Source organism: Streptomyces sp. NPDC127119 (assembly GCF_042677425.1).
GTDB lineage: Bacteria > Actinomycetota > Actinomycetes > Streptomycetales > Streptomycetaceae > Streptomyces.
This window is the reverse complement of the sequence record NZ_JBHXTO010000021.1, coordinates 20,930-47,317: the sequence shown is the minus strand read 5'-3', so window position 1 is coordinate 47,317 and position 26,388 is coordinate 20,930. Positions and strand designations below refer to the sequence as shown.

Here is a 26,388-nt window from a genome sequence, read left to right as displayed (position 1 = left end):
CACAACGATGTTCGACACGGTATTGGTGGCCAACCGGGGCGAGATCGCCGTCCGGGTCATCCGGACACTGCGGTCGCTGGGCGTGCGCTCGGTGGCCGTGTACTCCGACGCGGACGCCGACGCCCGGCACGTGCGCGAGGCGGACACGGCGGTACGCATCGGTCCGGCCCCGGCCGCCGAGAGCTACCTCTCGGCGGACCGCCTGCTGGAGGCGGCGGCGCGGACGGGGGCGCAGGCCGTGCACCCGGGCTACGGCTTCCTCGCGGAGAACGCGGACTTCGCGCGGGCGTGCACGGAAGCGGGCCTGGTCTTCATCGGCCCGTCGTCGGACGCCATCTCCCTGATGGGCGACAAGATCCGCGCCAAGGAGACGGTGCAGGCGGCCGGGGTCCCGGTGGTACCGGGCTCGTCGGGCAGCGGCCTGACGGACGCGCAACTCGCCGCCTCGGCACGGGAGATCGGCACACCGGTCCTCCTGAAGCCCTCGGCGGGCGGCGGCGGCAAGGGCATGCGCCTGGTACGGGACGCGGCGCTGCTGACGGACGAGATCGCCGCCGCACGCCGTGAGGCCCGCTCCTCCTTCGGCGACGACACGCTCCTCGTGGAGCGGTGGGTCGACCGCCCCCGGCACATCGAGATCCAGATCCTGGCGGACGGCCACGGGAACGTGGTGCACCTCGGCGAGCGCGAATGCTCCCTCCAGCGCCGGCACCAGAAGATCATCGAAGAGGCGCCGAGCGTGTTCCTCGACGAGAAGACGCGGGCCGCGATGGGCGAGGCGGCGGTCCAGGCGGCCCGCTCCTGCGGCTATTCGGGCGCGGGCACGGTCGAGTTCATCGTCCCCGGCGACGACCCGGCCTCCTACTACTTCATGGAGATGAACACCCGCCTCCAGGTGGAACACCCGGTGACCGAGCTGATCACGGGCCTGGACCTGGTGGAGTGGCAGCTGCGGGTGGCATCGGGCGAACGCCTGGACTTCGTCCAGTCCGACGTGACCCTCACCGGTCACGCGGTCGAAGCCCGCATCTGCGCGGAGGACCCCGCGCGGGGCTTCCTGCCGTCCGGCGGCACGGTCCTGCGCCTGCACGAACCGCAGGGCGACGGCGTACGCACCGACTCCGGCCTCACCGAGGGCACGGAGGTCGGCTCGCTGTACGACCCGATGCTGTCGAAGGTGATCGCGTACGGCCCCGACCGCCCGACGGCCCTGCGCCGCCTGCGCGCGGCCCTGGCCCGGACGGTGACGCTGGGCGTGCAGACGAACGCGGGCTTCCTCCGGAACCTGCTCGCACATCCGGCGGTGGTGGCGGGGGAACTGGACACCGGGCTGGTGGAACGGGAGGTGGAGGGGCTGGTTACGGCGGAGGTTCCGCCGGAGGTGTACGTGGCGGCGGGCGTCCTGCGCCAGGCGGCCCTCTCCCCCTGGGGGCTCCGCCCCCGGACCCCCGATCGGCCTGAACGGCCTCGTCCTCAAACGCCGGACGGGCTGGGTGGGTGGACCGATCCGTTCTCCGTGCCGAGCGGCTGGCGCCTGGGCGGCGAGGCGGCTTGGACGGTGCACCACGTACGGGTCCCGGGCCACGACGCCGTGACCGTCCGGGTGCGGGGCACGGCGGAGGGGACGGAGGTCAGGCTGGGGGGCGTCGACGGCGCGGCGGAGGGGGCGAGCGGGGCTGCAGCCGCAGGCGGCGCGGCCACGGGCCCCGGGGTGCCTGACGGCACGGTTCCCGTCCCGGTTCACCGCGAGCCGGGCGGCGCAGCCGATACGCAGCGGGTGCCGGGCGGCGCAGCCAGAGCCCTCGACGGGGCCGGCGGCGCAGCCCCAGTTCCTCCCGGGACTCTCGGTGCAACCGGCAGCCACTGGGTGTCGGGCGGCGCAGCCGAAGCTCTTCGGGGGTCCGGGGGCCTGCCCCCGGTTTCGGGAAGGGGCGGGGCTGGGGAAGAAGACGCCTCCACCCTCACCCTCCACCTGGACGGCCAGTCCCACACCTTCCACCACTCCGGCACCTGGCTGGGCCGCGACGGCGACGCGTGGAACGTCATGGACCACGACCCCGTCACCGCCTCCCTCACCGGCACCGCGCACGCCGGCGCGGACTCCCTCACCGCCCCCATGCCCGGCACGGTCACCGTCGTGAAGGTCGCCCTCGGGGACGAAGTGAGCGCCGGTCAGAGCCTGCTGGTCGTGGAGGCGATGAAGATGGAGCACGTCATCTCCGCCCCGCACGCCGGCACCGTCACCGAGCTGGACGTCACCCCGGGCACGACGGTCGCCATGGACCAGGTCCTGGCCGTGATCGCGCCGCAGGAACCGACGGCATCGCAGGAGGAGCAGGCATGACGACCCCCGAACTCGGCCTGCCCATGGCCGTACCGGCCGCCGAGGGCCTCCCCACCAGGGTGCGTATCCACGAGGTCGGCGCCCGCGACGGCCTGCAGAACGAGAAGGCGACCGTCCCGACGGAGACGAAGGCGGAGTTCATCCACCGCCTCGCCGCCGCGGGCCTCACCACCGTCGAGGCGACGAGCTTCGTCCACCCCAAGTGGGTCCCTCAGCTGGCGGACGCGGAGCAGCTGTTCCCGCTCGTGAGGGAACTGGGCGCCCCCGACGGCACAGTGGCCCTCCCCGTCCTCGTACCGAACGAACGCGGTCTGGACCGCGCCCTGAACCTCGGCGCGACCCGGATCGCCGTGTTCGCCAGCGCCACGGAGTCCTTCGCCAAGGCCAACCTCAACCGGACCGTCGACGAGGCCCTGGCGATGTTCGAGCCGGTGGTCGCACGGGCCAGGGCGCAGAACGCCCACGTACGCGGCTACCTCTCCATGTGCTTCGGCGACCCGTGGGAGGGGCCGGTCCCGCTCCCCCAGGTCGTACGCGTCTGCCGGGCGCTGCTCGACATGGGCTGCGACGAGTTGAGCCTGGGCGACACGATCGGCGTGGCGACGCCGGGACACGTACGGGCTCTCCTCACCGCGCTCAACGCCGAGGGGGTCCCCACTCCCTCCCTCGGCGTGCACTTCCACGACACGTACGGCCAGGCCCTCGCCAACACCCTGGCCGCGCTCCAGCACGGCGTGACGACCGTGGACGCGTCCGCGGGCGGCCTCGGCGGCTGCCCGTACGCGAAGAGCGCCACCGGCAACCTCGCCACCGAAGACCTCGTATGGATGCTGACGGGCCTCGGCATCGACACCGGGGTCGATCTGGGCCTCCTCACCGCCACCAGCGTGTGGATGGCCGAACAACTGGGCCGACCCAGCCCGTCCCGCACCGTCCGCGCCCTCTCCCACAAGGAGTGACCCCGATGTCCCTGGACCACCGCCTCTCCCCCGAACTCGACGAACTGCGCCGTACGGTCGCGGAGTTCGCCCGCGACGTCGTGGCGCCGAAGATCGGCGACTTCTACGAGCGGCACGAGTTCCCGTACGAGATCGTCCGTGAGATGGGCCGCATGGGCCTGTTCGGACTGCCGTTCCCGGAGGAGCACGGCGGCATGGGCGGCGACTACCTGGCCTTGGGCATCGTCCTCGAAGAACTCGCCCGCGTGGACTCCTCGGTGGCGATCACCCTGGAAGCGGGCGTCTCACTCGGCGCGATGCCGATCCACCTCTTCGGGACCCCGGAACAGAAGGCGGAGTGGCTGCCCCGTCTCTGCTCGGGCGAGCTGCTCGGCGCGTTCGGCCTGACCGAGCCGGACGGCGGCTCGGACGCGGGCGCGACGCGTACGACGGCGCGCCTGGACGAGGCGACGGACGAATGGGTGATCAACGGCTCCAAGTGCTTCATCACCAACTCGGGTACGGACATCACGGGCCTGGTGACGGTCACGGCGGTGACGGGCCGCAAGCCCGACGGGGGGCCGCTGATCTCCTCGATCATCGTCCCGTCCGGCACGCCCGGCTTCACGGTGGCGGCCCCCTACTCCAAGGTCGGCTGGAACGCCTCGGACACCCGCGAACTGTCCTTCGCGGACGTCCGCGTCCCGGCCGCGAACCTGCTGGGCGCCGAGGGCCGCGGTTACGCCCAGTTCCTCCGCATCCTGGACGAGGGCCGCATCGCGATCGCGGCCCTGGCGACGGGCCTGGCCCAGGGCTGCGTGGACGAGTCGGTGAAGTACGCCAAGGAACGGCACGCCTTCGGCCGCCCGATCGGCGCGAACCAGGCGATCCAGTTCAAGATCGCGGACATGGAGATGCGGGCCCACACGGCCCGCCTGGCCTGGCGCGACGCGGCCTCGCGCCTGGTGGCGGGCGAACCGTTCAAGAAGGAGGCGGCCCTGGCCAAACTCCACTCCTCCACGATCGCCGTGGACAACGCCCGCGACGCCACCCAGATCCACGGCGGCTACGGCTTCATGAACGAGTACCCGGTCGCCCGCATGTGGCGAGACTCCAAGATCCTTGAAATCGGCGAGGGCACGAGCGAGGTCCAACGCATGCTGATCGCAAGGGAGTTGGGTTTGACGGGCTGACCCGCCCCATCCGGGCCGCGTGAAACTCCCACGCGGCCCGCCGGCACCCGGTCTTCACGCGCCCCGCGCGCCCTCCGCGTTGCCGTCGGTCACGCGGACGGAGAACCCGGCCGTGTCCAGCTCGAAGTCGAACGGAGGCGGCACCTGCAGCGACTCCCCGAAGGGAACGGTGTGCCGGGACCGGTACCCCTTCGGCGACGGGTCCCAGAAGGCGGTGACCTCCTGTACCTGCATGTCGAGCACCAGGTACACGGGCACGACCCGACCGTACGTGTCCAGCTTGTCGAGCCAGTCGGCGTCCTTGGTGGAGTCGGAGGTCAGCTCCGCGGCGAGGGACAGAGCGGCACCGTCGGCATGACGACCGGCTTCGTCGAAGGCCGCCTCGTCGGCGACGTGCAGGTCGGGACCGAAGCCGCGCTCGGAGCCGGGGAAGGTGAAAAGGAACGGCGCCACGTCGACGTCGTGCCCCTCCGGCGCATGGGGCTGCAACTGCAGCCGCAGCGACTTCATCACCTTCTTGTAGCGCAGCTTCGACCACGGCGACACGATGATCTTCCCCCGGATGAGTTCGGCCTTGTAGCCGTCAGGCGTGTCCAGCTCCTCGACGATCCGGAGCATGTCCTCGAAGGCTCCAGTGGCAGAGGCATCTATACCGGTCGTGCGCTCGGTCATGGTGGTCACCACGGTCCTCCACTGATTACAGAGCGTGTCGCGCTTCCACGATAGCGTGGGGCCCTCCTGGCCGCCCATCGCTTGATCACCGGCCGTCCTCCGTCGCCAGGCAGCCTTCACGCGCCGCTGTCGGCACGGCCGGCCGCCGGCTCCCCCAGCTCGCACCACAGCAGCTTCCCGCTCGCCCCGAAGAGATCGTCCCCGAGCCGGTAGCCACCCCACGCGTCCGCGTAATGGCATACAAGGAACAGCCCGCGCCCGCCCTCGGCCTCCACCGGCGCGGATACGGGGCTCAGAGGCCCCGAACGCCTGTCGAACGGAGGCGGGATATGCGGGTCGGCGTCCCAGACGCCCACCCGCAGTCTGCCTCCGGCCAGCCCTCGCAGACGGAGAGCGGCGGGGCCGAAGGAGTGGCGGTACGCGTTGGTGACGAGCTCGGACGCCAACAGCTCGGCCGTCTCGGTGAGTTGAGCCAGCCCATGCCCGGCGAGCACGGCCCGGAGGGTGACACGGGCGACGCGGGCGGCACGGGGGTCGTGCGGCAACTGGAGGGCGTACGTCCATGTCGGCCCGGCTTCGCACTCCGGCGGGGACGACGGCGATGGGGATACGGTGACCATGAACGCCTCCTGCGGTGGGGGAACTTGGTTCGCTGCCCCGACCGGGCGGTGGCGGTGACGCGTACAGCTGCGTACGCGGTGCACTTCCGGCTTACCGGCGGGGCGGTTGAGCGGTTCGGGTCTCACCGTAGGCTGCAGACCCTGAAGGTTTTGCTTACATGTGCAAAAGGTTCAGGTATTTGCCCTGTGTGGGTGACGCCCACGTCAGATGTGCGAAACGGAGCGAGGGCATGGCACCACGGAGCACCCCCACGGCCCGGCGCCTCCGTATCGGCACCGAGCTGCGCCGACTGCGTGAGCGGGCAGGCATGACCGCGGTGGTGGCCGCCCACTCACTGGGGACGACTCAGGCGCAGATCAGCAATATCGAGGCCAACCGCTTTGGAGTGAGCGGGGAGCGCGTGCGCACGCTGGCCCGCATCTACGGCTGCGGGGACGACCCGTTCATCGACGCCCTCGCGGACATGGCGGCCAACCGCACGCGCGGCTGGTGGGAGGAGTACCGGGACGTACTGCCGTCCCCTCTCCTGGACCTCGCCGAGATGGAACACCACGCCACCGCCCTGCGCGTGGCCCAAGTCATCAACATCCCGGGCCTGTTGCAGACACCCGATCACGCCCGCGCGCTCTTCCGTGAACTCATCCCGGCCCTGCGCCCGCCCGAGATCGAGCACTACGTCTCGTACCGCATCAAACGCCAGGCCGTCCTGTTCCGCGACAACCCGGTGCCGTACACCGCGATCATCCATGAAGCGGCCCTGCGCATGCAGTTCGGCGGCCGGGAGGTGGCCCGAGCCCAGCTCCGCAATCTCGTCGAGGCCGGCGGCCGACGGAACATCACCCTGCGCGTCATCCCCTTCGACGGTACGTCGTTCCCGACGGCCGGGCAGGGCCTCGACTACGCGAGCGGGCCGGTGACCGCCCTCGACACCGCCGCGCTGGACACCAGCCACGGCAACGAACTGATCGACGCGGTCGGAAAGTTGGAGACGTACCGGCTGATCCTGGACCGCATGGAGCGCACCGCCCTGCAACCCGACACCTCCCACGACCTCATCAACACCATCGCCAAGAGCATCTGACAAGGAGCACCGTGACCACCCCGCACTGGCAGAAGTCCACTTACAGCGAGTCGGGGTCCTCCTGCGTCTACGTCGCCACCCCCGCCGCCGGAACGATCCTCCTCCGGGAGAGCGACGACCCGGAAACCATCCTCACCACCGGCCCGCTCCAGCTCTCGCTACTGATATCCACCTTGCGCACGTCACACGGAATTCACTGAGATCGGTCTGGGGGACCCCCGGACGCGCGCACTCTGGAGGAACTTGATGGCCACGTACACCAGTCGCTTCCCCGGCAGCGGACCCTGATCGAAGCAAGCATCGACAAGGGCCTGGCCGAGGGCGAGTCGCGCGGCCGAACCAAGAGCCGGACCGAGGACATCCTCCGCCTCCTCACTCTCCGCGGCATCGACGTCCCCGAAGCCGCCCACGAGCGCATCACCGGCTGCATCGATCTGGGGACCCTGGGCGTCTGGTTCGACCGGGCGGTCACCGCCGTCGACGTGGAGGAACTGTTCGCGCCGTAGTGAGCCACCGGCACGGACCTGCGCACGGCCGCCCGCAGGGCGACGGCAGGTAGCAGCGAGGCGCGGAAACCCGGCTTTCTTCGCCTCGCGGGCGGGCAGTCGCACAGGCAGCCCACAGCGGCCCCGACCCGCCACCCCGGGCGTTTCGGCAGGTGGGAGGCTCCTCCTGGACACGAGCTGAGGTTAGGCTAACCTACCTTCGCATCTGTCCAGCGGGCCATCCGCCCTGTTCGAAAGCAGCCACGACATGTCCAACGCCCGTGCCACCCACCTCACCCGACGCGGCATCCTCGCCGCCGGCGGGGCCGTCGGCCTCGGTGCCGTTCTGGCCGCCTGCGGTGACGACGACCCGAAAAGCGGTGGCTCGGCGGACAAGTCGAAGGCCGCCGCGTCCGGCCCCTGGACGTTCAAGGACGACCGCGACGAGACCGTGAAGCTCGACAAGGTCCCGGCGAACATCGTCGCGTTCACCGGTGTCGCCGCCGCCCTCTTCGACTACGGCATCGAGGTCAAGGGCGTCTTCGGCCCGACCAAGACGAAGGACGGCAAGGCCGACGTCCAGGCAGGCGACATGGACGTCAGCAAGGTGACGGTCCTCGGCAACGCGTACGGCCAGTTCAACGTCGAGAAGTACGCCACGCTCGCCCCGGACGTGCTGATCTCCACGATGTTCGACGACGCCGGCACCCTCTGGTACGTCCCCGCGGAGTCCAAGGACAAAATCGCCAAGCTCGCCCCGAGCGTCGCCGTCTCCGTGTACGACCGCCAGCTTCCCGAGCCGCTGGAGCGCATGCTCGCGCTCGCCGAGTCGCTGGGCGCGGACGTGAAGGCCGCCAAGATCGTTGAGGCGAAGAAGAACTTCGAGACCGCGGCCGAGCGGCTGCGCGCCGCCGCCAAGGCCCGCCCGGAGATCAAGGTCCTCGCCGGTTCCGCCAGCCAGGACATCTTCTACGTGTCCGGCTCGAACCTCTCCATCGACCTGGAGTACTTCAAGGCCCTCGGTGTGAACCTCGTCGAGCCGCCGGCCAAGGTCCTGAAGGCCAGCGGTGGTTGGTTCGAGAACCTGAGCTGGGAGAACGTCGACAAGTACCCGGCCGACATCATCATCATGGACGACCGCACCGCGACCATCCAGCCCGCCGACATCACCGAGGCGACCTGGAAGAAGCTGCCCGCGGTCAAGGCCGGCCAGGTCATCGGCCGCACCCCCGAGCCGATCCTCTCCTACGCGAAGTGCACCCCCATGCTCAACAACCTCGCCGAGGCCATCGAAAAGGCCAAGAAGGTCGCCTGAGCCCGGATCAGGGGCGCAAGCCCCTGAAAGGGGTGCGGGGAACTGCGCGGCCCGCCCCCACCGGGCCCGCAGGCAAGCCAGTCGAGAGTCATGCGTCACAGGAATAGCGAGGCGCACCCTCAAGCACAGGAACTTAGGTTAGGCTAACCTAAGTTAAGCGCCGCCCCCCACGGCTCCTACATGCGCCCGTCCCTCTCCCGCCCCCCGGAGGACTCCCCCATGCGCTCGCACCTGCTCAATGACACGACCGCGGATCGGTACCGCCGTTCCGTGACCGAAGGAATAGAGCGGGTGGCGGCCAAACTCGCCACCACCGACCGTCCGTTCACGGGTGTCACGGTCGACACCCTCGCCCCCCGCATCGACCGGATCGACCTCGACAAGCCGCTGCACGACACCACCGCGGTGCTCGACGAGCTGGAGGACGTCTACCTCCGGGACGCGATCTACTTCCACCACCCCCGCTACCTCGCCCACCTCAACTGCCCGGTGGTCATCCCCGCGGTGGTGGGCGAAGCGGTCCTGTCCGCCGTCAACTCCTCCCTGGACACCTGGGACCAGTCGGCCGGCGGCACCCTCATCGAGCGCAGGCTCATCGACTGGACCAACGAGCGCATCGGGTTCGGCTGCTCCGCCGACGGCGTGTTCACCTCCGGCGGCTCGCAGTCCAACCTCCAGGCGCTGCTGCTCGCCCGCGAGGAGGCCAAGTCCGACTCGTACGCCAAACTGCGGATCTTCGCCTCCGAGGCGAGCCACTTCAGCGTCAAGAAGTCGGCGAAACTCCTCGGGCTCGGCGCGGACTCCGTGGTCACCGTGCCCACCGGCAACGACAAGCGCATGCAGACCGTGGCGCTCGCCCATGAGCTGGAGCGCTGCAGGCGGGACGGCCTGGTCCCGATGGCCGTCGTCGCCACCGCCGGCACCACCGACTTCGGCTCCATCGACCCGCTGCCCGAGATCGCCGAGCTGTGCGAGCAGTTCGGCGCCTGGCTGCACGTGGATGCCGCGTACGGCTGCGGACTGCTCACCTCGCTCAAGAACCGGCACCGCATCGACGGCATCGAGCGCGCCGACTCGGTCACCGTGGACTACCACAAGTCCTTCTTCCAGCCAGTGAGTTCGTCCGCCGTGCTCGTCCGCGACGCGGCCACCCTGCGCCACGCGACCTACCACGCGGAGTACCTCAACCCGCAGCGCATGGTGCAGGAGCGCATCCCGAACCAGGTCGACAAGTCCCTCCAGACCACCCGCCGGTTCGACGCCCTCAAACTGTGGATGACGCTGCGCGTGATGGGCGCCGACGGCATCGGCCAGCTCTTCGACGAGGTCTGCGACCTGGCCGAACAGGGCTGGCGGCTGCTGGCCGCCGACCCGCGCTACGACGTCGTGGTCGCCCCCTCGCTCTCCACCCTCGTCTTCCGCTACATCCCGGCCGCCGTCACCGACCCCGCCGAGATCGACCGCGCCAACCTGTACGCCCGCAAGGCCCTGTTCGCCTCCGGCGACGCGGTGGTCGCGGGGACGAAGGTCGGCGGCCGTCACTTCCTGAAGTTCACCCTGCTCAACCCCGAGACCACGACGGACGACATCTCCGCCGTACTCGACCTGATCGCCGGCCACGCCGAGCAGTACCTGGGAGACTCCCTTGACCGCGCTTCCTGAATCCGCCGTGCGCACGCACGATTTCATCGGCATCGGGCTGGGCCCCTTCAACCTCGGTCTCGCCTGCCTCACCGAGCCGATCGACGAACTCGACGGTGTCTTCCTGGAGTCCAAGCCGGACTTCGAGTGGCACTCCGGGATGTTCCTGGAGGGCGCGCACCTCCAGACGCCGTTCATGTCGGACCTGGTCACCCTGGCCGACCCGACGTCCCCGTACTCCTTCCTCAACTACCTCAAGGAGTCGGGCCGTCTGTACTCGTTCTACATACGCGAGAACTTCTATCCGCTGCGCGTCGAGTACGACGACTACTGCCGCTGGGCCGCCTCGAAACTCTCCTGCGTCCGTTTCCGTACGACGGTCGCGGAGGTGACGTACGAGGACGCGCACGAGGTGTACGTGGTGCGGACCACCGCCGGTGACGAGTACCGCGCCCGGCATCTCGTCCTGGGCACAGGCACTCCCCCGTACGTCCCGGAGGCCTGCGCGGACCTCGGCGGGGACTTCATCCACAACTCCCGCTACCGGCAGCACAAGCGGGAGCTGCAGGCCAAGAAGTCGATCACGCTGGTCGGCAGCGGGCAGTCCGCCGCCGAGATCTACCACGACCTGCTGAGCGAGATCGACGTCCACGGCTACCGGCTGAACTGGGTCACGCGCTCCCCGCGGTTCTTCCCGCTGGAGTACACCAAGCTCACGCTGGAGATGACCTCCCCGGAGTACGTCGACTACTTCCACGCGCTGCCCGAGCGGACCCGCTACCGCCTCCAGTCGGAGCAGAAGGGCCTGTTCAAGGGCATCGACGGGGAACTGATCGACTCGATCTTCGACCTGCTCTACCAGAAGAACCTCGGCGGCCCGGTCCCCACCCGCCTGCTCACCAACTCGGCGCTGAAGACAGCGGTTCACGAGAACGGCACGTACACCCTGGGGCTGCGCCAGGAGGAGCAGGAGACGGACTACGAGCTGCAGTCCGAGGGCCTGATCCTGGCGACCGGCTACACGTACGTGGAGCCGGAGTTCCTGAAGCCCGTGCGTGACCGGATCCGCTACGACGAGCACGGCAACCACGACGTGGCGCGCAACTACGCCATCGACACGACCGGCCGCGGCATCTTCCTGCAGAACGCCGGCGTCCACACCCACTCGGTGACGTCACCGGACCTCGGCATGGGCGCGTACCGCAACGCTTACATCATCCGGGAACTGCTCGGCACCGAGTACTACCCGGTGGAGAAGTCCATCGCGTTCCAGGAGTTCGCCGTATGAGCGCCCCGGGAACGGGCGACGGCGTGGGCGCCCTCACCATCCGCCCCCTCGACTCCCTCAAGGACGCGGAGCTGCTGCACTCCTGGGTGACCGACCCCAAGGCGGCGTTCTGGATGATGCAGGACGCGAAACTCCAGGACGTCGAGCGCGAGTACATGGCCATCGCGGCTAACGAGCACCACCACGCGTACCTCGGTCTGCACGACGGCCGGCCCGCGTTCCTGATGGAGAAGTACGACCCCCGGTACATCGAACTCGTCGGACTGTACGAGCCCGAACCCGGCGACGTCGGCATGCACTTCCTGGTCGCCCCCACCGACCGGCCCGTGCACGGCTTCACCCGGGCCGTCATCACCGCCGTGATGGACGAGCTGTTCGCCGACCCCCGCACCCGCCGGGTCGTCGTCGAGCCCGATGTCACCAACAAGGCGGTCCACGCGCTCAACGAGACCGTCGGTTTCGTCCCGGAGCGCGAGATCGAGAAGCCGGAGAAGCGCGCGCTGCTGTCCTTCTGCACGCGCGATCAGTTCCTGAACCGGCGTAGTCCGGCCAGCCGAGGAGTTTCCCTGTGACCCTGTCCGACGCCGTGGCGCATCTGTCCCCCCACCGCTGGGCCCGGGCCAATCGCCTCCTCATCCGCAAAGCCCTCGCCGAGTTCGCCCACGAGCGCCTGATCACCCCCGAGGCCCTTGACGAGGGTGGCACCGGCAAAAAAGCCGCGTACGCCGTCCGCAGCGACGACGGTCTGACCCGCTACCGCTTCACCGCCACCCGCCACGCCCTCGACCACTGGCAGGTCGACGCCGAGTCGATCACCCGCAGCCGTGACGGCGGTGAACTCCCGCTCGCCGCACTGGACTTCTTCATCGAGCTGAAAAAATCCCTCGGCCTGAGCGACGAGGTGCTGCCGGTCTACCTGGAGGAGATCTCCTCCACCCTCTCCGGCACCTGCTACAAGCTCACCAAGCCGCAGCTCACCTCCCCCGAGCTGGCGAAGAGCGGCTTCCAGGAGATCGAGACGGGGATGACCGAGGGTCACCCCTGCTTCGTCGCCAACAACGGCCGGCTCGGCTTCGGCATCCACGAGTACCTGTCGTACGCGCCCGAGACCGCGAGCCCCGTACGGCTGGTCTGGCTGGCCGCGCACCGCTCGCGGGCCGCGTTCACGGCGGGCGTGGGCATCGAGTACGAGTCGTTCCTCCAGGGCGAGCTGGGCAAGGAGACCGTGGACCGCTTCCACGGCGTCCTGCGCGAGCAGGGCCTCGACCCGGCCGACTACCTGTTCATCCCGGTCCACCCCTGGCAGTGGTGGAACAAACTGACGGTCACCTTCGCCGCCGAGATCGCCCGGCAGCACCTGGTGTGCCTGGGCGAGGGCGACGACGAGTACCTGGCCCAGCAATCGATCCGGACGTTCTTCAACAAGAGCGAGCCCGGGAAGCACTATGTGAAAACCGCCCTGTCGGTCATCAACATGGGCTTCATGCGCGGCCTGTCCGCCGCCTACATGGAGGCGACCCCGGCCATCAACGACTGGCTGGCGCAGCTCATCGACAACGACCCGGTGCTGCGGTCGACCGGCCTGTCGATCATCCGCGAGCGCGCGGCCGTCGGCTACCGGCATCTGGAGTACGAGGCGGCGACCGACCGCTACTCCCCGTACCGCAAGATGCTCGCCGCCCTGTGGCGCGAGAGCCCGGTCCCCACGCTCGGGGACGGCGAGTCCCTGGCCACCATGGCCTCGCTCGTCCACGTGGACCACGACGGCTCCTCGATCGCCGCCGCGCTGATCGAACGTTCGGGCCGGACCCCGGTGGACTGGCTGCGCCGCTACCTCCGCGCCTACCTCACCCCGCTGCTGCACAGTTTCTACGCGTACGACCTGGTGTTCATGCCGCACGGCGAGAACGTCATCCTCGTCCTCAAGGACGGGGTGGTCGAGCGGGCGATCTACAAGGACATCGCCGAGGAGATCGCCGTCATGGACCCGGACGCGGTGCTGCCGCCGACGGTCGAGCGGCTGCGCGTCGACGTCCCCGAGGACAAGAAACTCCTGTCGCTCTTCACCGACGTCTTCGACTGCTTCTTCCGCTTCCTGGCGGCGAACCTCGCGGCCGAGGGCGTCATCGAGGAGGACGACTTCTGGCGGACGGTCGCCGACTGCGTACGCGACTACCAGGCGTCCGCGCCCGAACTCGCGGACAAGTTCCGGCAGTACGACCTGTTCGCCCCCGAGTTCGCGCTGTCCTGCCTCAACCGGCTGCAGTTGCGGAACAACGAGCAGATGGTCGACCTCTCCGACCCGGCCGGGGCCCTCCAGCTCGTCGGCACCCTGAAGAACCCCATAGCCGGGCTGTAGAACCCGTTCCGCAGCCCCCACAGCAGGCGGGCGCCCCCATGTACGGTCCCAGGGGCGCCCGCCGTCGTACCCGATCCTGATCAGTAACTACCGTGCCGGCCAGGGCACTTGCGGCGACCGGTAGTAGTCGATGCCCAGCGCGTCCCAGCGGGGCGCCTGCGCGGCGAGCCGCACCTTGTAGGTGTCCCAGTCGTGCGTCGAGGCGGGCGACCAGCCCAGCTCGGCCACACCCGGCAGCCGCGGGAACGCCATGTACTCGATGTGCGACGAGGTCGAGAGCGTCTCGGTCCACAGCGGCGCCTCGACCCCCCGCACGGCCGAACCGGTCACGCCCGGCAGGTAGTTGCCCGGGTCCCAGTCGTACGACCGGCGCACCTCCACCAGCCCGGCCCAGTCCTGGCCGAGGGGCGTGTCGGCGGTGTACTTCATGTCCAGATAGACCCGGTCGGCGGGCGAGAGGACGATCCCGGTGCCGTTCCTGGCCGCCGCCGCGACCTGCTCCTTCTCTGCGGCGCTCGTGTCGTCGAGACCCCAGTACTGGGCCAGCGCACCCTTCGCCGGACTCGCGCCGGTCAGCTGGTGCCAACCCATCACGGACTTCCCGTACTTGGCGACAATGGGCTGGACCTTCTCCATGAAGGCCACATAGTCCTCATGGCTCGTCGAGTGCGCCTCGTCACCGCCGATGTGGAGGTACCTGCCCGGGGTGAGCGCGGCCAGTTCGCGGATCACATCGTCCACGAAGTCGTACGTCACCGGCTTGTCGACGCACAGCGAACTGAAACCGACCTCGGTGCCGGTGTAGAGCGGCGGGGCGACACCGTCGCAGTTCAGCTCCGCGTACGAGGCGAGCGCCGCGTTGGTGTGACCGGGCATGTCGATCTCGGGCACGACCTGCAGATGCCGCGAGGAGGCGTACCGCACGAGGTCCTTGTACTGGGCCTTCGTGTAGTGGCCGCCGGGCCCGCCGCCACCGACCTGCGTGGAGCCGCCGTACGTGGCGAGGCGCGGCCAGGAGTCGATGGCGATGCGCCAGCCCTGGTCGTCGCTGAGGTGCAGATGCAGCGTGTTGATCTTGTAGAGCGCGAGCTGGTCGATATAGCGCTTGACCTGGTCCACGGTGAAGAAGTGCCGGGAGACGTCGAGCATCGCGCCGCGGTAGCCGTAGCGGGGCGTGTCCGTGATGGTGCCGCCGGCGACGGCCCAGGGCCCCGGCTGCGCGGAGTCCTTCTCGATCGCCGCGGGCAGCAGCTGCCGCAGGGTCTGCACACCGTGGAAGAGCCCGGCGGGCGCGCGGGCGGTGATCGTGACAGCACCCTTCCCGCTGGTCAGTCGGTACCCCTCGGCGCCGAGGCCGCCGGTGCCCTTGTCACTGATCCTGAGCCGGATGCCGTCGCCACCGGGGTCGCGGGTGACGGGAAGCCGGTAACCGGTCGACGGCCGCAGCACACCGGCGAGATACGCGCCGACGTCCTGGACCCCCTTCGACCGGTCCACACGGATACGCGTACCGCTCGTGATCCGGTACGGGGAGCCGCCCGGGTCGACCGAGGCGGGTGCCGGGACGACCCGGCTCAGCGGAGTGACGGTGCGGTCGACTGTGCGGTCGGGCGCGGACGGTGCCGCGCCGACCACGGAGATACCGGCGGCTGCCACGAGCAGCAGCGTACCGAGCAGACGGGGCGTTCTGTGCTGTCTCACATGCGCTCCCTTCGAATGGGTATAGACCACTCTCCCGCAGAGCCGGTGAAACAATCCCCCTCATGGCGGAAATCATCCAACGGGACGGTACGTGGACCTTCGACGGCGACGCCCTGCGGCTGGTGCCGGGCCGCGACAAGAACGTGGGCGTGCTGCGCAAGTCCCTGGGTGAACTGGCGGTCCCATTGGGCGCGTTGGCGGGGATCTCGTTCGAGCAGGGCAAGAAGTCCGGCCGGCTCAGGCTGCGGCTGCGGGACGGCGCGGACCCGCTGCTGCACGCGACCGGAGGCAGGCTCACGGACGCCTCCGACCCCTACCAGCTGACCGTCGAGTCGGACCGCTACGGCGTCGCCGAGTACTTCGTGGACGAGATCCGCAACGCGCTGCTGCTGGACGAGGTGCCGAGCGGCGCGGTCGACCGCTATCTGCTGCCGGGTCCGGCCGTGCCGCTGTCCGTCTCCGCCGGGGACGGCACCGCGAGCTTCGACGGGGAGCAGGTGCGGCTGGAATGGAACTGGAAGACCGAGGAGGCGAAGTCGGCCGCGGGCGCGCGTACGCTCGCGCTGGCGGACATCCAGGGGGTGGAGTGGCAGCCGTCCGTTGGCCTGGAGAACGGGCATCTCCGCTTCACCGTCCGGGGCGCCCCCACGAAAGCCCCGCCGAAGTACGACCCCAACGCCGTCGAACTGTGGGGCTTCAAGAAGGACCCCCTGATGGCGCTGGTCGCGGCGGCGGTCCAGGCCCGCCTCCCCCACCCGTCGGCTCCACCGCCCACTCCCGCGAAGCACCTCACGCCCCCGGAGGTCGACCACGACGCACTCCTGCGCCGCCTCCGAGAACTCGGCGACCTACGCGCGGCGGGCGTCCTGACGGAGGAGGAATTCACCCTGGCGAAGCGGGCGATCCTGCGAGGGATGTAGGGCATGTGCGGCCCGGTGGTGGCTGGCCGCGCCGTTCCCCGCGCCCCTGAAAGCACACGTGCGGGCCCGGTGGGGGCTTGTCGCGCCGTTCCCCGCGCCCCTCGGGGCGGGCTGCGCCCTGCCGGCGAGGGGGAAAGGCAGGGGCGCAGCCCCGCTTTTCAGGGGCGCGGGGAACTGCGCGACCGGCCCCCACCGGCCCGCAGTCGTCATACGGGAGGGGGACAGGGCGCAGCCCGTCCCGAGGGGCGCGGCCCGCCCCCACGCACCCGCAGGGTCACCGCACGCGCCGCGCCACAGTGAACCGGTCCACTTCCTCCCCCGTCTCCGCGATCCCCGTGACCCGCAGCGTCGCAAGACGCCCCCGACCGGCCGGCGTCACATCCACCCGCAGGAACGAGTAGTCCAGGTACCGGACCCGCGACCACGCGACCGTCTCCCGCTCGCGCCCACCGTCCGCGAGGCACACGAAGGACGACACGGAGTCGTTCTCCTTCTCATGCCCCTCGTACGACTCGTCCGCACTGAACGCGTACAGACTCCGCCCCGCCGCCCCCGCGGTCACGTACACGACTCCGTCCGTCTCGGGATACGCGGTCCCTCCGATCGGCAGCTCCTTGGCGACCTTGTTCCCCTTGAGGACGTCGGTGCGCTCGTACACGTGGTTGTGCCCGTTGATCACGAGATCGACCGTGTACTTCTCGAACAGCGGCACCCACTCCTGCCGCACCCCGCCCTCGGAGGCGTGCGCGGTGGACGTGCAGTAGGCGCAGTGGTGGAAGAAGACGACGACGAAGTCGATCCCCTTCTCCCCCCGGTACTTCTTGAGCTGCGTCTCCAGCCATGTGGTCTGCGTACCGCCGGAGATCCCGAGGTTGGCCGGAATCTCGAAGGAGATGTCGTTGGCGTCGAGCGAGATGACCGCCGTGTTGCCGTGCACGAAGGTGTAGACGCCGGGCAGGTTCTTCTTGTCGGGCCCGTTCCCGGGAAGCCGCCAGCGGGCCTCCTCGCCGCCGTAGCCGTTCGGCGAGTACCAGGCCTCCATGTCGTGGTTGCCGTACGACACCATCCAGGGCACCTGTTTGGCGACCGACTCGGTCTGCGCGAGGAACTGGTCCCAGGTCCGCGAGTCGTACCCGGTGTCCTCCTTCTTGCCCATGCCGGACGGGTCCGCGTACGCGATGTCACCGGCGTGCAGGTGGAACGCCGGCCCCTGCGCCAGGATCAGGCTGTCGTTGGCGAGCCCGTGGTAGCTGACGCCCTGGTCGCCGAAGGCGGTGAAGGTGAACGGCTCGGCGTGCGCGGGCGCGGTGGTGAAGGTCCCGATCGTGCCCGCGAGCCGCGGTTCCGCCGGGTCGAAGCCCTCGTGTCCGACGCCGTAGTAGTACGTGCGTCCGGGCCGCAGCCGGCTCAGTTCGGCGTGCAGGTAGTACTGCGTGTGATCGCCGCTCGCCCCCACCCCGGCGGGTGTGAAGAGCGTGCGGACCTCGGCCTCGATCTTCCGGGAGAGGTCCCACGGATGGGCACCGATCCGGATGTACGGCTTCCGCACGGCGACCGGGACCTGCCAGGAGACGGTCATCCCGGTGCGCGCGTCGGCCCCGTACGCGAGGTGCCGGCCGAACGGCGCGACCAGCGCCCCGTCGACCTTCCCGGCGGCGGACGACGACGCGGTCGAGGCGCCATGCGCGGCCCCCGGCACGGCGGCCTGCGCGCTCGCCCCCGGCAGGAACGCGCCGCCCACGACGGCGCCCATGGTGACGGCCCCGCCTCTGATCATCGTGCGCCGGGAGAATCTGGAGCGCAGGTACTCGTGCTGCTCGGCCATGCTCATGCGCCCGGCGAGCTGCTCGGGGATCCCCATACGTGGAATGTCCATGGCTCGAAAGGTGCTCCCGGCAACCATCCATGTGCGGGCCGCAGGGTGAACAGGCCCCGAACAGGCTCCCATAAGAGTTTCAACAGCCTCTTGCCCGAAATCGGGCAGGATCCTTGCGATTACTCGCGCTTTACCCCAGGATCAACGGGTGCACGACGACCTTGTTGATCACCTGACGCGTTCCTCGCCCCTCAGCCGGGGCGAGGCACTACGGGTGATCCAGGACGTGCTCGCCTACTTCGACGAGACGACGGAGGACTACGTCCGTCGCCGCCACCGGGAGCTCCAGGCGCAGGGCCTGGTCAACTCGGCGATCTTCGAACGGATCACGGCGGACCTCGAATACCGCGCGGTCGCACCGCCGGAGCTCACGCTCCGGCAGGTGCGCCGCATCGTCTACGGCTAGGAACTTCTCTGTATGTGCGGAATCGTGGGATACATCGGCAGGCGTGACGTGGCGCCGCTCCTCCTGGAGGGTCTGCAGCGCCTGGAGTACCGCGGCTACGACTCGGCCGGTCTCGTCGTGACGTCACCGAAGACGGCCGGTCTGAAGATGGTCAAGGCCAAGGGCCGCGTACGTGACCTGGAGGCCCGCGTCCCCAAGCGCTTCGCCGGCACCACGGGCATCGCCCACACCCGCTGGGCCACCCACGGCGCCCCCTCCGACGAGAACGCGCACCCGCACATGTCGGCCGACAACAAGGTCGCGGTCGTCCACAACGGCATCATCGACAACGCCTCCGACCTGCGCAAGAAGCTGGAGGCGGAGGGCGTCGAGTTCCTCTCGGAGACCGACACCGAGGTCCTCACGCACCTCATCGCCCGCTCGCAGGCCGAGAAGCTGGAGGACAAGGTCCGCGAGACCCTCCGGCTGATCGAGGGCACGTACGGCATCGCCGTGATGCACGCCGACCACGCGGACCGCATCGTGGTGGCCCGCAACGGCTCCCCGGTCGTCCTCGGCATCGGCGAGAAGGAGATGTTCGTCGCCTCGGACATCGCCGCGCTGGTCACCCACACCCGCCAGATCGTCACGCTCGACGACGGCGAGATGGCCACGCTGAAGGCCGACGACTTCCGTACGTACACCACCGAGGGCACCCGTACGACGGCCGAGCCGACCACCGTCGAGTGGGAGGCCGCCTCCTACGACATGGGCGGCCACGACACGTACATGCACAAGGAGATCCACGAGCAGGCCGAGGCCGTGGACCGGGTGCTGCGCGGCCGGATCGACGACCGGTTCTCGACCGTGCACCTGGGCGGGCTGAACCTGGACGCCCGCGAGGCGCGCAAGATCCGCCGCGTGAAGATCCTGGGCTGCGGCACCTCGTACCACGCGGGCATGATCGGCGCCCAGATGATAGAGGAGCTGGCCCGTATCCCCGCGGACGCCGAGCCCGCCTCGGAGTTCCGCTACCGCAACGCCGTCGTCGACCCCGACACGCTGTACGTGGCGGTGTCCCAGTCCGGTGAGACGTACGACGTACTGGCCGCCGTGCAGGAGCTGAAGCGCAAGGGCGCCCGGGTCCTCGGCATCGTGAACGTGGTCGGTTCCGCCATCGCCCGCGAGGCCGACGGCGGTATGTACGTGCACGCCGGGCCCGAGGTCTGCGTGGTCTCCACCAAGTGCTTCACGAACACCACGGTCGCCTTCGCGCTGCTCGCCCTGCACCTGGGCCGCACCCGTGACCTGTCGGTCTCCGACGGCAAGCGGATCATCGAGGGCCTGCGCAAGCTGCCCGGCCAGATCACGGAGATCCTCGACCAGGAGGACGAGATCAAGAAGCTGGCCGAGCAGTACGCCGAGGCCCGCTCGATGCTCTTCATCGGTCGTGTACGCGGCTATCCGGTGGCCCGTGAGGCCTCGCTGAAGCTGAAGGAGGTCTCGTACATCCACGCCGAGGCCTACCCCGCCTCGGAGTTGAAGCACGGCCCGCTCGCGCTGATCGAGCCCGCGCTGCCGACGGTCGCGATCGTCCCCAACGACGACCTGCTGGAGAAGAACCGCGCGGCCCTGGAGGAGATCAAGGCCCGCAGCGGCAAGATCCTCGCCGTGGCCCACGACGTCCAGGAGAAGGCCGACCAGACGATCGTCGTCCCGAAGAACGAGGACGAACTGGACCCCATCCTGATGGGCATCCCCCTCCAACTCCTCGCCTACCACACGGCTTTGGCCCTGGGCCGAGACATCGACAAGCCGAGGAACCTGGCGAAGTCGGTAACGGTCGAGTAGCCACCGGCGGCCCCGTAAGGGGCCCGGGGAACGGCGCAGTCTTTCGTCTTCGGGGGCGCAGCCCCTGAGGGGCGCGGGGAACTGCGCGACCGGCCCCCACCGGCCCGCGGAGACAACGCACCGCAAAAGAACGGACCCCCACGTGTCGCCACCAGACACGCGGGGGTCCGTTCACGCGCCGGGGCCGCCCAAAACCCCGGCTGGCTGCCCACCACCGGTAACCGTCACGCTCCGGCCGGCAGCACGTACACGCTCACCGGTGCCGCACAACGGCGGCAAACCTGCTGCCTATATGCCCTTCACAAGCACACAAACACATCTACGCATGAGTAGTTTTGCCGCGCCACGAAAGGGAGTTGCCACGCCCCGGGACGCATATCACCTGGGACGGAGCCGAGTTGAGGACCGAACCGCGGGCCGGGTTACGGAATGACGACCACGGGCCGCTGCGCCCGCTTGGCGAGCCGCCCCGCGACCGACCCGAAGATGCGCCCGACGATCCCGTGGGTCGACCCCACCACGATCGCGTCGGCCTCGTACTCCCGCCCCACCTCTTCGAGTTCGTGGCAGATGTCGCCACCGCGCTCGACGAGGATCCACGGAACCTCCGCCAGATACTCCGCGCAGGCCAGCTCAAGACCGAGCACCTCGGTGCGGTGGTCCGGCACGTCGACGAAGACGGGGGGCTCGCAGCCGGCCCACACCGTGGTGGGCAGCCGGTTCGCGACGTGCACGATGATCAGGCCCGATCCGGAGCGGCAGGCCATGCCGATCGCGTACGCGAGGGCGCGCTCGCTGGATGTCGAGCCGTCGAAGCCCACGACGACGCCGTGCTTGAAGGCTGGGTCGCAGGACTGGCGTGTCTCTTCCGCCGCCAAGGGCTCGGCCGCCGTGTGATCGGCGACGGGGCGCTTGCGGTCCGCGGGTTCGAATTCGTGACCGGCCATGGGTGTCTCGGCGTTCGGATCCTCTTGGGTGGGCCGACAGGAGCTGCGGAGCTGTGTCCGGGAATCATCTTCCCAACCCCATACCCCCAAGGGTACGGCGGCACGCCTCCTCTGCCCAGATCCCGCTCTCGCCGCGGGAGGGTTCCAGGGAGCATGCCCGAGAGCATGCCCGTAACGCAATGGTTGCTGCCCCGTACAGCCGTTTTACACAGCACCCCCTCAGCCGGCCCTCCCCCGGGGCAAGGGGCGCAGCCCCGCCCGTCGGGGGGCGCGGGAAACGGCGCGACCAGCCCACACGGACCCGCACCCGCCCCTCCACCCCAGGGGGCGCAGCCCCTCAAGGGGCGCGGGGAACCGCGCGACCGGCCCCCACCGGACCCGCACCCGCCGGGACGCACCCCGCGGCGGAGCCGAGGCATCCCGGGGAACCCTGGGAAAACCCCCGTGACCGCCCGCTCGAACAAGCGTTGAACCCATGTACCCCACATCCCCCAGGGAGGAGCCCACCGTGCCCGGCCACCACACGACCGCCCCCCACCCTCCCGCCGGCAAAGGCAGGGGCACCGCGCAGGACACCGCCACGGACGTGGTCCGCTGGGCGGCCTTCAGCTGCGTCCTGGTTCCGGTCGTCCTCGTCGGGTACGGGACCTCACTGGCGGGCACGGCCGGCACGGCCCTCGGTCTCGCCGCGGTGACGGGCGCCTGCCGGGTACTGCTGCGCCGGTCCGAGCGCGGCGCGGCGCAACTGCGCGCGGCGGAGCGGACACCGCATCATGTGCGGCACGGCGGGGCAGACGACGGTGACCGCCACGGCATCCGTCAAGGTGTCCGTCACGGCGTCCCTCACGGCGACCGCCACGGAGGCCGGCACGCCGGTGGAAATACGCCGGTTGACTGACCGGTTTGTGCGCACGCGCCCGCTGCTTTTCAGCCAACTTCCATGCCCTGCGTACCCCTTGGCCGAACCACCCCCCAACCCCCGTTCGACCTGCACCGAAAGGGTCCCGTAGGGTGCCCACACCCTACGGGGACCGGCCACGGGGACGAGGCGCACTTCCCTGTGCGGCCCACGAGTGCAACGCTTCGTGATCGAATGCTTCACGCCAAGTTGCCATGTCGACAATCTGCCGAGTGCTGAACTGGCCACCTCGGCACCACACGACACAGTAGATTCGATCTTGACGTCTTACGGCGGGGGACTCGTGCAGGACCGAGGGGAAACGTGCAGGAGCGACACAACCGAGGAGCCGCGACCACCGAGGGGGGCTTAGCAGGATGAGCCACGACTCCACTGCCGCGCCGGAAGCCGCGGCCCGGAAACTTTCCGGGCGACGCCGCAAGGAGATCGTCGCGGTGCTGCTGTTCAGCGGCGGCCCCATCTTCGAGAGTTCCATACCGCTGTCGGTGTTCGGCATCGACCGCCAGGACGCCGGCGTGCCGCGGTATCGACTACTCGTGTGCGCCGGTGAGGAAGGCCCACTGCGGACGACAGGTGGCCTGGAACTCACCGCGCCCAACGGGCTGGAGGCGATCTCCCGCGCGGGCACCGTTGTCGTGCCCGCCTGGCGGTCGATCACCTCACCGCCACCGGAGGAGGCGCTCGACGCACTGCGCCGGGCACATGAGGAGGGCGCCCGCATAGTCGGGCTGTGCACCGGCGCCTTCGTGCTCGCCGCGGCCGGACTGCTGGACGGCCGTCCCGCGACCACCCACTGGATGTACGCACCGACGCTGGCCAAGCGCTATCCGTCGGTGCATGTCGATCCCCGCGAGCTGTTCGTGGACGACGGCGACGTGCTGACGTCGGCGGGCACCGCGGCGGGGATCGACCTGTGTCTGCACATCGTGCGGACGGACCACGGGAACGAGGCGGCCGGGGCACTGGCCCGCCGTCTGGTGGTCCCGCCCCGGCGCAGTGGCGGCCAGGAGCGCTATCTCGATCGGTCTTTACCGGAGGAGATCGGCGCCGACCCCCTCGCGGAGGTCGTCGCCTGGGCACTGGAGCACCTCCACGAGCAGTTCGACGTGGAGACGCTGGCGGCACGCGCGTACATGAGCAGGCGTACGTTCGACCGCCGGTTCCGCTCGCTCACCGGGAGCGCTCCCCTGCAGTGGCTGATCACGCAGCGGGTGCTCCAGGCGCAGCGGCTCCTGGAGACGTCCGACTACTCGGTGGACGAGGTCGCGGGCCGCTGCGGCTTCCGTTCGCCGGTGGCGCTGCGCGGGCACTTCCGCCGCCAGCTCGGCTCCTCCCCGGCGGCGTACCGCGCCGCGTACCGGGCACGCCGCCCGCAGGGTGAGAAGCAGAGCGACCCGGACGGTCCGCCGCCACCGGCGCCGCCGGTGCTCCAGCAGGAGCCGCCCGTGCCGTTCCAGACCCGTCGCACGGCGGCCGCCCACGCGGTCGGCGCGACCGCCTCGTCCCTCTCCACGGACGCGGGCCGCCCGGGCGCGGAGCTGTACGCGGCCGGACGGCACAGCCTGCCGGGCCAGCGGAGCGCGCCCTAGCTCCCCGCGGTGACGTCGCACGCCGGCCCCGGACCCCTGACGGTCCGGGGCCGGCGCCGTTCGTGAGCCCCGGCCCCGGCGTTCCGCCGTCCCGCCGGTCACGACTGCCGAGGTCCCGGGCCTGCCCGGGCGGGTGAGCGGGCCGTAGGGTGAGCCCATGAACGATCGCATGGTGTGGATCGACTGCGAGATGACCGGTCTCTCGCTGTCGGAGGACGCGCTCATCGAGGTGGCCGCGCTGGTGACCGACTCGGAGCTGAACGTGCTCGGCGAGGGGGTGGACATCGTGATCCGTCCGCCGGACGCCGCGCTGGAGACGATGCCGGAGGTGGTGCGCACGATGCACACGTCCTCCGGTCTCCTCGACGAGCTGGCCGCGGGCACGACCCTGGCCGCCGCGGAGGAGGAGGTCCTCTCCTACATCCGTGAGCACGTCAAGGAACCGGGCAAGGCCCCGCTGTGCGGGAACTCGGTGGGCACGGACCGCGGCTTCCTGCTGAGGGACATGGCGACCCTGGAGGCGTACCTCCACTACCGGATCGTGGACGTGTCCTCCGTGAAGGAGCTGGCCCGCCGCTGGTATCCCCGGGCGTACTTCAACAGTCCCGACAAGAACGGCAACCACCGGGCGCTGGCCGACATCCGCGAGTCGATCGCCGAGCTGCGCTACTACCGCGAGGCGATCTTCGTCCCGCAGCCCGGACCCGACTCGGACACCGCCCGCTCCATCGCCTCCAAGCACGTCCTGCCTGCGCAGTAGCCCCCGCCGTAAAGGCGGGAGCGAGCACCCCTTCGGACCCTGTACACTTTTTCTCGGCCGGTCGGTGAACCACTTCAGGTGAACCAAGCGCAGGATCGCCGGTCATGGTGGGTGTAGCTCAGCTGGTAGAGCACCTGGTTGTGGTCCAGGATGCCGCGGGTTCAAGTCCCGTCACTCACCCTGATGATCAGAGGGCCGGACCGCGAAAGCGGTCCGGCCCTCTGGCGCTTCCCCCACGAGGGGTCACGGCCCTCCCCCTGTGCGGGGTCACGACGAATGCCGTGCCACCAGCTCCGTGGGAAGCACCAGCTGCCGTCGCTCCAGGCCCCGGGAGACCGCCGGGCGGCGGTCCGCGATCTCGTCCATCAGCAGGCCGAGCATCGCGCGGCCCATGTCCTCGATCGGCTGGCGCACACTCGTCAGGGGCGGGTCCATGTGGCGGGCGATCGCCGAGTCGTCGTAGCCGACGAGGGCCACGTCGTCGGGTATGCGGCGCCCCACCTCGCGCAGGACCTGCCGGGCGCCGGCCGCCATCACGTCCGACCCGGCGAAGACCGCGTCCAGCGTCGGGCAGACGGCGAGCAGTTCCGTCATCGCGCGACGGCCGCCCTCCTCGGTGAAGTCCCCCGGCACGATGAGGCGTTCGTCGACCTCGTGGCCCGCGTCGCGCAGTGCGGCGCGATAGCCGTCGACGCGGCGCTGGGCACCGAACACGTCGAGGCGTCCGGCCAGGTGGGCTATGGTGCGGCGACCCTGGGCGATGAGGTGCTCGACGGCGAACCGGCCGCCGCCGAAGTTGTCCGAGTCCACGGACGGCAGGGGCTCGTCCGCGGACCTGCGACCGCTGATCACGGCCGGGATCTCCAGCTGGGCCAGCAGGTCGGGCAGCGGGTCGTCCGCGTGGACCGAGACCAGCAGGACCCCGTCCACCCGGTGCGCCGCCAGGTACTGGGCCAGCCGGGCCCGCTCCCGGTCGCTGCCCGCGAAGATCAGCAGCAGCTGCATCTCGGTGTCGGAGAGGGCCGCGCCCACGCCCCGCAGCATGTCGGAGAAGTACGGCTCGGCGAAGAAGCGGGTCTCGGGCTCGGGAACGACGAGGGCGATCGCGTCGGTGCGGTTGGCGGCGAGGGCCCGGGCCGCGGTGTTCGGCACGTACCCCAGTTCCGCGACCGCCGCCTCCACGGCCGCCCGGGTGGCGTCGCTGACCCGCGGGGAGCCGTTGATCACACGGGAGACCGTGCCGCGGCCCACCCCGGCCCGCGCGGCGACCTCTTCGAGCGTCGGCCTCCCGCCGCTCCGGCTCCGCGCTCCGTGGACTGCCATGGTCCGCCTCCCGTCCGACACGGTTGACACCGCGCTTGGCCTGGAATCTAACAGCCGTGATCGGGGCCGGGCCCGCGGAGACGGTGCCTCCACTTCCCGGACGCCCTCCCCCGGCATCCCCGGGACCACTCCGAAGCCGATCCGGAGCCTTCCCGAAGCCGTCCCGCAACCGTCGGAGAC

22 protein-coding genes and 1 tRNA gene are annotated in these 26,388 nt (G+C 70.0%); 17 read left to right on the top strand and 6 right to left on the bottom strand.

The genetic code is table 11. The features are described 5' to 3' along the window. Positions 1 to 7 precede the first annotated feature (7 nt). From ACFVH5_RS12800 to ACFVH5_RS12790, 3 genes are read left to right on the top strand one after another with little or no spacing between them, the layout of a single operon-like run. Complete coding sequence (locus ACFVH5_RS12800) at positions 8 to 2,344, top strand: acetyl/propionyl/methylcrotonyl-CoA carboxylase subunit alpha (protein WP_385833566.1); 2,337 nt, start codon at positions 8 to 10, stop codon at positions 2,342 to 2,344. Beyond that, complete coding sequence (locus ACFVH5_RS12795; RefSeq protein ID WP_385833564.1) at positions 2,341 to 3,303, top strand: hydroxymethylglutaryl-CoA lyase; 963 nt, start codon at positions 2,341 to 2,343, stop codon at positions 3,301 to 3,303. Before ACFVH5_RS12800 ends, ACFVH5_RS12795 begins: the two co-directional genes overlap by 4 nt. Before the next feature lie 11 nt (positions 3,304 to 3,314). Then, positions 3,315 to 4,475 (top strand): acyl-CoA dehydrogenase family protein, encoded by a 1,161-nt coding sequence (locus ACFVH5_RS12790; protein WP_385833608.1) that lies wholly within the window; start codon positions 3,315 to 3,317, stop codon positions 4,473 to 4,475. A gap of 54 nt (positions 4,476 to 4,529) precedes the next feature. Here ACFVH5_RS12790 and ACFVH5_RS12785 read toward each other — a convergent pair whose 3' ends face one another. Further along, a complete protein-coding gene (locus ACFVH5_RS12785; protein WP_385833563.1) occupies positions 4,530 to 5,147 on the bottom strand; it encodes a Uma2 family endonuclease in 618 nt (205 codons plus the stop codon). A 116-nt stretch (positions 5,148 to 5,263) separates the two neighbouring features. After that, positions 5,264 to 5,767: an ATP-binding protein gene (locus ACFVH5_RS12780; protein WP_385833561.1), complete on the bottom strand. Its 504-nt coding sequence runs from the start codon at positions 5,765 to 5,767 to the stop codon at positions 5,264 to 5,266. Between the two features lie 230 nt (positions 5,768 to 5,997). Here ACFVH5_RS12780 and ACFVH5_RS12775 point away from each other — a divergent pair, with 230 nt between their 5' ends. The 7 genes from ACFVH5_RS12775 (at position 5,998) to ACFVH5_RS12745 (ending at position 13,937) form a co-directional block, all read left to right on the top strand. Then, entirely contained in the window at positions 5,998 to 6,849 is an 852-nt protein-coding gene (locus ACFVH5_RS12775; RefSeq protein ID WP_385833559.1) for a helix-turn-helix transcriptional regulator, read from the top strand. An 11-nt stretch (positions 6,850 to 6,860) separates the two neighbouring features. Beyond that, entirely contained in the window at positions 6,861 to 7,049 is a 189-nt protein-coding gene (locus ACFVH5_RS12770; protein ID WP_385833558.1) for a DUF397 domain-containing protein, read from the top strand. Between the two features lie 553 nt (positions 7,050 to 7,602). Then, positions 7,603 to 8,649, top strand: coding sequence for an ABC transporter substrate-binding protein (locus ACFVH5_RS12765; RefSeq protein WP_385833557.1), 1,047 nt, complete (start codon positions 7,603 to 7,605; stop codon positions 8,647 to 8,649). Between the two features lie 219 nt (positions 8,650 to 8,868). Further along, the gene (desA, locus tag ACFVH5_RS12760) at positions 8,869 to 10,311 is read left to right on the top strand and encodes a lysine decarboxylase DesA (protein WP_385833556.1); all 1,443 of its coding nucleotides are present in this window, start codon (positions 8,869 to 8,871) and stop codon (positions 10,309 to 10,311) included. Next, positions 10,295 to 11,578 carry a lysine N(6)-hydroxylase/L-ornithine N(5)-oxygenase family protein gene (locus ACFVH5_RS12755; RefSeq protein ID WP_385833555.1) on the top strand — a complete coding sequence of 428 codons (1,284 nt, stop codon included), beginning with the start codon at positions 10,295 to 10,297 and terminating at the stop codon, positions 11,576 to 11,578. The genes desA and ACFVH5_RS12755 overlap by 17 nt, the downstream gene beginning before the upstream one ends. After that, on the top strand, positions 11,575 to 12,150 hold the full coding sequence (locus ACFVH5_RS12750) for a GNAT family N-acetyltransferase (protein WP_385833554.1): 576 nt from the start codon (positions 11,575 to 11,577) through the stop codon (positions 12,148 to 12,150). The genes ACFVH5_RS12755 and ACFVH5_RS12750 overlap by 4 nt, the downstream gene beginning before the upstream one ends. Then, entirely contained in the window at positions 12,147 to 13,937 is a 1,791-nt protein-coding gene (locus tag ACFVH5_RS12745; protein WP_385833553.1) for an IucA/IucC family protein, read from the top strand. Before ACFVH5_RS12750 ends, ACFVH5_RS12745 begins: the two co-directional genes overlap by 4 nt. An 87-nt stretch (positions 13,938 to 14,024) precedes the next feature. On the opposite strand, the gene ACFVH5_RS12740 is transcribed toward ACFVH5_RS12745, so the two are convergent. Continuing rightward, entirely contained in the window at positions 14,025 to 15,638 is a 1,614-nt protein-coding gene (locus tag ACFVH5_RS12740; protein ID WP_385833552.1) for a beta-N-acetylhexosaminidase, read from the bottom strand. 62 nt (positions 15,639 to 15,700) lie between these two features. On the opposite strand from ACFVH5_RS12740, the gene ACFVH5_RS12735 reads away from it, so the two are divergent. After that, complete coding sequence (locus ACFVH5_RS12735; RefSeq protein ID WP_385833551.1) at positions 15,701 to 16,558, top strand: DUF4429 domain-containing protein; 858 nt, start codon at positions 15,701 to 15,703, stop codon at positions 16,556 to 16,558. Positions 16,559 to 16,832: 274 nt separating this feature from the next. On the opposite strand, the gene ACFVH5_RS12730 is transcribed toward ACFVH5_RS12735, so the two are convergent. After that, entirely contained in the window at positions 16,833 to 18,419 is a 1,587-nt protein-coding gene (locus tag ACFVH5_RS12730) for a purple acid phosphatase family protein (protein ID WP_385833607.1), read from the bottom strand. A 163-nt stretch (positions 18,420 to 18,582) separates the two neighbouring features. Here ACFVH5_RS12730 and ACFVH5_RS12725 point away from each other — a divergent pair, with 163 nt between their 5' ends. Both ACFVH5_RS12725 and glmS read left to right on the top strand, forming a co-directional pair. Continuing rightward, positions 18,583 to 18,840, top strand: a complete 258-nt coding sequence (locus ACFVH5_RS12725; protein WP_107016078.1) for a hypothetical protein — start codon at positions 18,583 to 18,585, stop codon at positions 18,838 to 18,840. A 12-nt stretch (positions 18,841 to 18,852) separates the two neighbouring features. After that, on the top strand, positions 18,853 to 20,670 hold the full coding sequence (gene glmS, locus ACFVH5_RS12720) for a glutamine--fructose-6-phosphate transaminase (isomerizing) (protein WP_385833550.1): 1,818 nt from the start codon (positions 18,853 to 18,855) through the stop codon (positions 20,668 to 20,670). Between the two features lie 422 nt (positions 20,671 to 21,092). On the opposite strand, the gene ACFVH5_RS12715 is transcribed toward glmS, so the two are convergent. Beyond that, entirely contained in the window at positions 21,093 to 21,617 is a 525-nt protein-coding gene (locus tag ACFVH5_RS12715; RefSeq protein ID WP_107016076.1) for a universal stress protein, read from the bottom strand. A gap of 475 nt (positions 21,618 to 22,092) precedes the next feature. Here ACFVH5_RS12715 and ACFVH5_RS12710 point away from each other — a divergent pair, with 475 nt between their 5' ends. The 4 genes from ACFVH5_RS12710 to ACFVH5_RS12695 all read left to right on the top strand — a co-directional run bounded on the left by ACFVH5_RS12710 (position 22,093) and on the right by ACFVH5_RS12695 (position 25,065). Beyond that, a complete protein-coding gene (locus ACFVH5_RS12710; RefSeq protein WP_385833549.1) occupies positions 22,093 to 22,515 on the top strand; it encodes a hypothetical protein in 423 nt (140 codons plus the stop codon). Between the two features lie 377 nt (positions 22,516 to 22,892). Then, on the top strand, positions 22,893 to 24,125 hold the full coding sequence (locus ACFVH5_RS12705; protein WP_384807898.1) for a helix-turn-helix domain-containing protein: 1,233 nt from the start codon (positions 22,893 to 22,895) through the stop codon (positions 24,123 to 24,125). A 157-nt stretch (positions 24,126 to 24,282) separates the two neighbouring features. Beyond that, positions 24,283 to 24,885 (top strand): oligoribonuclease, encoded by a 603-nt coding sequence (orn, locus tag ACFVH5_RS12700; RefSeq protein WP_189775799.1) that lies wholly within the window; start codon positions 24,283 to 24,285, stop codon positions 24,883 to 24,885. A gap of 107 nt (positions 24,886 to 24,992) precedes the next feature. After that, a tRNA-His gene (locus ACFVH5_RS12695) sits at positions 24,993 to 25,065 on the top strand. Between the two features lie 87 nt (positions 25,066 to 25,152). Here the strand turns inward: ACFVH5_RS12695 and ACFVH5_RS12690 are convergent. Further along, the gene (locus ACFVH5_RS12690; protein WP_384807896.1) at positions 25,153 to 26,208 is read right to left on the bottom strand and encodes a LacI family DNA-binding transcriptional regulator; all 1,056 of its coding nucleotides are present in this window, start codon (positions 26,206 to 26,208) and stop codon (positions 25,153 to 25,155) included. Positions 26,209 to 26,388: the final 180 nt, after the last annotated feature.

Coding starts and splice junctions, on each gene's coding strand:
- ACFVH5_RS12800 (WP_385833566.1), top strand. CDS start 8: ATGTTCGACACGGTATTGGTGGCCAACCGGGGCGAGATCGCCGTCCGG.
- ACFVH5_RS12795 (WP_385833564.1), top strand. CDS start 2,341: ATGACGACCCCCGAACTCGGCCTGCCCATGGCCGTACCGGCCGCCGAG.
- ACFVH5_RS12785 (WP_385833563.1), bottom strand. CDS start 5,147: ATGACCGAGCGCACGACCGGTATAGATGCCTCTGCCACTGGAGCCTTC.
- ACFVH5_RS12780 (WP_385833561.1), bottom strand. CDS start 5,767: ATGGTCACCGTATCCCCATCGCCGTCGTCCCCGCCGGAGTGCGAAGCC.
- ACFVH5_RS12775 (WP_385833559.1), top strand. CDS start 5,998: ATGGCACCACGGAGCACCCCCACGGCCCGGCGCCTCCGTATCGGCACC.
- ACFVH5_RS12765 (WP_385833557.1), top strand. CDS start 7,603: ATGTCCAACGCCCGTGCCACCCACCTCACCCGACGCGGCATCCTCGCC.
- desA (WP_385833556.1), top strand. CDS start 8,869: ATGCGCTCGCACCTGCTCAATGACACGACCGCGGATCGGTACCGCCGT.
- ACFVH5_RS12750 (WP_385833554.1), top strand. CDS start 11,575: ATGAGCGCCCCGGGAACGGGCGACGGCGTGGGCGCCCTCACCATCCGC.
- ACFVH5_RS12735 (WP_385833551.1), top strand. CDS start 15,701: ATGGCGGAAATCATCCAACGGGACGGTACGTGGACCTTCGACGGCGAC.
- ACFVH5_RS12730 (WP_385833607.1), bottom strand. CDS start 18,419: ATGGGGATCCCCGAGCAGCTCGCCGGGCGCATGAGCATGGCCGAGCAG.
- glmS (WP_385833550.1), top strand. CDS start 18,853: ATGTGCGGAATCGTGGGATACATCGGCAGGCGTGACGTGGCGCCGCTC.
- ACFVH5_RS12715 (WP_107016076.1), bottom strand. CDS start 21,617: ATGGCCGGTCACGAATTCGAACCCGCGGACCGCAAGCGCCCCGTCGCC.
- ACFVH5_RS12710 (WP_385833549.1), top strand. CDS start 22,093: ATGTACCCCACATCCCCCAGGGAGGAGCCCACCGTGCCCGGCCACCAC.
- ACFVH5_RS12705 (WP_384807898.1), top strand. CDS start 22,893: ATGAGCCACGACTCCACTGCCGCGCCGGAAGCCGCGGCCCGGAAACTT.
- orn (WP_189775799.1), top strand. CDS start 24,283: ATGAACGATCGCATGGTGTGGATCGACTGCGAGATGACCGGTCTCTCG.
- ACFVH5_RS12690 (WP_384807896.1), bottom strand. CDS start 26,208: ATGGCAGTCCACGGAGCGCGGAGCCGGAGCGGCGGGAGGCCGACGCTC.